Here is a 4,493-nt window from a genome sequence, read left to right as displayed (position 1 = left end):
GGGGAGGGAAGTGCCCCGGTGCCGCATCGCGGCACCGGGGCCTCGCCTTGTCACTCGGCGCACCGGACCATCGCCCGGCGCGCTGCACAGGTGGTGCGTCTCGGCGCGCGGGCCCGGCCGCGCCCTACCGCTTGGCGACGAAGACGTGCGAGGCGATCTCGGCGTCCAGCTCGGCGGCCTCGCCACCGCTGCCGACCATGACGCCGCCCGCCGAGCCCGTCACGCTCACCACGGCGCCCGGCTGAACGCCGGCCCGCCGCAGCCTGTACATGACCTGCGCGTCGGTCTGGATCGGCTCGCCGATCCTGCGCACCACCACGCTGGCGCCCGTGCTGCCGGGGTTGAGCTCGTTGAGGCTGACCATGCCCTCCTCCAGGAAGGGGTCCGCCTCCGCCGCCTCGCCCAGTTCCTCCAGGCCCGGGATCGGGTTGCCGTACGGCGACTCGGTGGGGTGTTGCAGCATCTCCAGCACCCGCCGCTCCACCGCCTCGCTCATCACGTGCTCCCAGCGGCACGCCTCCGCATGCACCTGCTCCCACTCCAGGCCGATCACGTCGACCAGCAGGCATTCGGCGATGCGGTGCTTGCGCATCACCCGGGTCGCGGTGCGGCGCCCCTCGTCGGTGAGTTCCAGATGCCGGTCCCCCGCGACGTGCAACAACCCGTCGCGCTCCATGCGTGCCACGGTCTGGGAGACCGTGGGCCCGCTCTGGTCGAGCCGCTCGGCGATCCGAGCGCGCATCGGGACCACGCCCTCCTCCTCCAGCTCCAGAATGGTGCGGAGATACATCTCCGTCGTGTCGATCAGTCCGGACATGCGCGCCCCTCGTCAACTCGTGCGTGGCCCTGACACAATTCTGACGCATCCCACGGACATCGGACTCCGCACCGACCTGATGGGTCCGTCGCACGGTCGTTTCCTTGACACCGGCCACGGCCTGGCAGCACGGTGATCCGCATGACCGACCCCCGCCAGGAACCGGCCGAGCGCTACTTCGACGCCGCGATCGCACTACTTCACCGGGCCCGGGACGAGGAGGGTGAATCCGTCCGGCAGGCCGCCACCGCCGTCGCCGACGCGATCACCGCGGGCGGCCGGATCTTCGCCTTCGGGGCGGGCCACTCCTCGCTGCCGGCCCAGGACGTGGTGTACCGCGCGGGCGGCCTCGCCCTGATCAACCTGCTCTCCGTCCCCGGCGTCATCGGCGTCGATGTGGTCCCCGCCACCCTGGGCAGCGCCCTGGAACGGGTCGAGGGCCTCGCGGGCGCCGCCCTGGACACCAGCCCGGCCCGCGCGGGCGACGTGCTTTTCGTGATCTCGCTGTCCGGCCGCAACACCCTGCCGATCGAGATGGCGCAGAACGCCCGGGCCCTGGGCATGACCGTCATCGGTGTGACCTCGCTCGCATACGCCCGGGAGACCAGTTCCCGGCACTCGACCGACACCTTTCTGAAGGACCACTGCGACATCGTGGTGGACTCCAAGATCCCGGTGGGCGACGCCGAACTGACCGACGACCGCATTCCCGCGCCCTTCGCACCGGCCTCCACTGTCGTCACCAGCGCCCTGATGCAGGCCGTGATGGCGACCGCCGCCACCGACCTCGCCGCCCGCGGCGCCGTCCCCCCGATGATCCGCTCGGGCAACGTGGACGGCGGCCACGAGTGGAACGGCCGGATCTTCGAGGAGTACCGCGACCGGATCTTCTTCCGGCGCTGAGGGCCCCGGCGGACCCCGGGCGCGAACCGTTCCCACGCCACCGGCGCACGGCACAAGGGCGCAGGGCCCCAGGCGCGCGCCGCGCTCAGCGCCCGCCGTCCCGCTCCCTGTCCCCGTCCGGCTGCCCCGTCGGCCCCGCCACTCCCGCGAGGTCCAGCGCCATCGCCACCCTGGCGGCGACGTCCTCGGTGTACGCGGCATCCGCCCGGTCGAACAGCCGGTGCCCGGCACCCCGCAGAAACGTCAGCGCGCCGACCGTACGGCCCCTGCTGCGCAGCACCGTGGCCAGCCCGTGCACAGTGCCGGCCGGCCACTGCCTGGCCCCGGCCAACTCGTCGGTACGTTCCCGGGGCGCGGTCCGCTCGGCGTCGGGCGCCCCGAAGCTGGTGCGTAGAGGCCGTCTGGATAAATGGCTTGTGTCTTCACCCGTGAGGTTCTTACTGTGGCGATACACACGAAGGGAGGTGGTCTGAAGCATGAGTTGCACTCGGACACGTGAGGTGGCTGCGGGCTAGCTCCGCGCACTTGGGCGTGCGTGATGCTCGCCAATCCCACGCAGTTCACCCGACCCGCGGGCTCGTCGGACTTGTCCGGCCGGTGCTCGGAGCCACTCGGCTCCGGGGAGCAGCCCGCGGGTCGTTCCGTTTTCCGTTTCCTGGGCACCTGGATACCTAGGGTTCCAGGCGCTCCACGGACCATCCGCCGTCCGCGCCGGACACGTACCGCAGCCGGTCGTGCAGCCGGTTCTCCCGGCCCTGCCAGAACTCGACGGCGCGTGCGCGTACCCGGTAGCCGCCCCAGTGCGGCGGCACCGGCACCTCGGTGCCCTCCGGCCAGCGTGCGGCCAGCTCGGCGTACCTCTCCTCCAAGGTGACGCGGGAGGCGACGACGGAGGACTGCCGGCTGGCGTGGGCGCCGATCTGCGAGCCGTGCGGACGGCTGTGGAAGTAGGCCCTGGTCTCCTGGGCAGAGGTCCTTACCGCGGTGCCGCTGACGATCACCTGGCGGGCAATGGGATGCCAGGGGAAGAGCAGCGACACATGCGGGTTGGCGGCCAGCTCGCGGCCCTTGCGCGAGCCGTGGTTGCTGAAGAAGACGAATCCGTCCTCGTCGTAGCCCTTGAGCAGCACCGTGCGGGAGCTGGGCGCCCCGTCCGATCCGGCCGTCGAGACAACCATGGCGTTGGGCTCCGCGAGCACCCCGCGCGCCGCGGCCCGCACGGCGTCGGCGAACCAGCGGGCGAACTGCTGGTACGGATCGGCGGCCAGGTCGGCTTCGGTGAGCCCTGCCGCGCGGTACTGCTTGCGCATGGCCGCGGGGTCGTCGGCGCCCGGACACGGAACGGTCTGATCGTCTTGCCGGAGAGGTTCGTGCACGCGCACATCTTGCAGGACCACGGCGCAGGCGGTGCCATGGTCACCCCGTGTGCCGGATGTCACCCGCCGCGGAACCCCGCCCGGCGGGGTGACCTGGCCGCTCACGGGGCATGACCGGGAGACAAGCACAGCAACGTGATCGTGAAGGAGCCGCCCCATGTCCGACTTCGTACCGGGACTCGAAGGAGTCGTCGCGTTCGAGACGGAGATCGCAGAACCGGACAAGGAAGGCGGCTCGCTGCGGTATCGCGGGGTCGACATCGAGGAACTGGTCGGTCACGTCTCGTTCGGGAACGTATGGGGCCTGCTGGTGGACGGCCGGTTCAACCCCGGCCTGCCGCCCGCCGAGCCGTTCCCGATCCCTGTGCACTCCGGCGACATCCGGGTCGACGTCCAGTCCGCGCTGGCCATGCTCGCGCCGGTGTGGGGCCTCAAACCGCTGCTCGACATCGACGCCGAGGCGGCCAGGGACAACCTCGCGCGCGCGGCGGTGATGGCACTGTCGTACGTCGCGCAGTCCGCCCGCGGCCAGGGGCTGCCGATGGTGCCGCAGCGGGAGATCGACAAGGCGCAGTCGATCACCGAGCGGTTCATGATCCGCTGGCGCGGCGAGCCGGACCCCAAGCACGTCGCGGCGGTGGACGCGTACTGGACATCCGCGGCCGAGCACGGCATGAACGCCTCGACGTTCACCGCCCGGGTGATCGCCTCGACCGGCGCCGACGTGGCCGCCGCGCTGTCCGGCGCGGTAGGCGCCATGTCCGGTCCACTGCACGGCGGAGCGCCGTCCCGCGTACTCGGCATGATCGAGGAGATCGAGCGCACCGGCGACGCGGAGGGCTACGTGAAGGCCGCGCTGGACCGTGGCGAGCGGCTGATGGGCTTCGGCCACCGCGTCTACCGCGCGGAGGACCCGCGCGCCCGGGTGCTGCGGCGCACCGCCCGCGAGTTGGGCGCGCCGCGCTACGAAGTCGCCGAGGCCCTCGAGAAGGCGGCACTCGCCGAACTGCACGCCAGGCGGCCGGACCGGGTGCTGGCCACGAACGTCGAGTTCTGGGCCGCGATCATGCTGGACTTCGCGGAAGTGCCCGCGCACATGTTCACCTCGATGTTCACCTGCGCACGCACAGCCGGGTGGTCGGCCCACATCCTCGAGCAGAAGCGCACCGGCCGGCTGGTTCGGCCTTCGGCCCGCTACATCGGCCCCGGCACACGCAGCGTCAAGGACGTCGAAGGCTTCCCCGACGTGACGCACTGACCTGTCGGGGCGGGCGGGACCGCCCGAAGGGCAGGTCCCGCCCTTCGCCGGACCTTGCGGATGGAGGGTGCTCCCGCGTTCTGCCAGGTGCCCGTCCGTCGCCGGATCTTGCGGATTGTGGATGGCAGTCCCCCCGCCC

At 71.7% G+C, this 4,493-nt stretch carries 4 protein-coding genes and 1 pseudogene; 2 read left to right on the top strand and 3 right to left on the bottom strand.

Annotation, left to right across the window (positions count from 1 at the left end; all coding sequences use genetic code 11):
- Window positions 1-124: 124 nt before the first annotated feature.
- Window positions 125-817, bottom strand: coding sequence for an iron-dependent transcriptional repressor DtxR (locus tag AC13HU_RS32755; protein WP_483045619.1), 693 nt, complete (start codon window positions 815-817; stop codon window positions 125-127).
- A 141-nt stretch (window positions 818-958) separates the two neighbouring features.
- Here AC13HU_RS32755 and AC13HU_RS32750 point away from each other — a divergent pair, with 141 nt between their 5' ends.
- Entirely contained in the window at window positions 959-1,720 is a 762-nt protein-coding gene (locus AC13HU_RS32750; RefSeq protein WP_483045618.1) for an SIS domain-containing protein, read from the top strand.
- An 85-nt stretch (window positions 1,721-1,805) separates the two neighbouring features.
- Here AC13HU_RS32750 and AC13HU_RS32745 read toward each other — a convergent pair.
- Both AC13HU_RS32745 and pdxH read right to left on the bottom strand, forming a co-directional pair.
- A pseudogene (locus AC13HU_RS32745) lies at window positions 1,806-2,048 on the bottom strand (GAF domain-containing protein); the annotation flags it as partial.
- Window positions 2,049-2,391: 343 nt separating this feature from the next.
- Window positions 2,392-3,030: a pyridoxamine 5'-phosphate oxidase gene (gene pdxH, locus AC13HU_RS32740; RefSeq protein WP_483045617.1), complete on the bottom strand. Its 639-nt coding sequence runs from the start codon at window positions 3,028-3,030 to the stop codon at window positions 2,392-2,394.
- Between the two features lie 223 nt (window positions 3,031-3,253).
- Here pdxH and AC13HU_RS32735 point away from each other — a divergent pair, with 223 nt between their 5' ends.
- Window positions 3,254-4,354 (top strand): citrate synthase 2, encoded by a 1,101-nt coding sequence (locus tag AC13HU_RS32735; RefSeq protein ID WP_483045616.1) that lies wholly within the window; start codon window positions 3,254-3,256, stop codon window positions 4,352-4,354.
- Window positions 4,355-4,493 lie beyond the last annotated feature (139 nt).

The sequence above is a fragment of the Streptomyces sp. NH27 genome (assembly GCF_056859195.1).
Note: the sequence above shows the minus strand (reverse complement) of the source record. Positions and strands in the feature narration are given on the sequence as shown.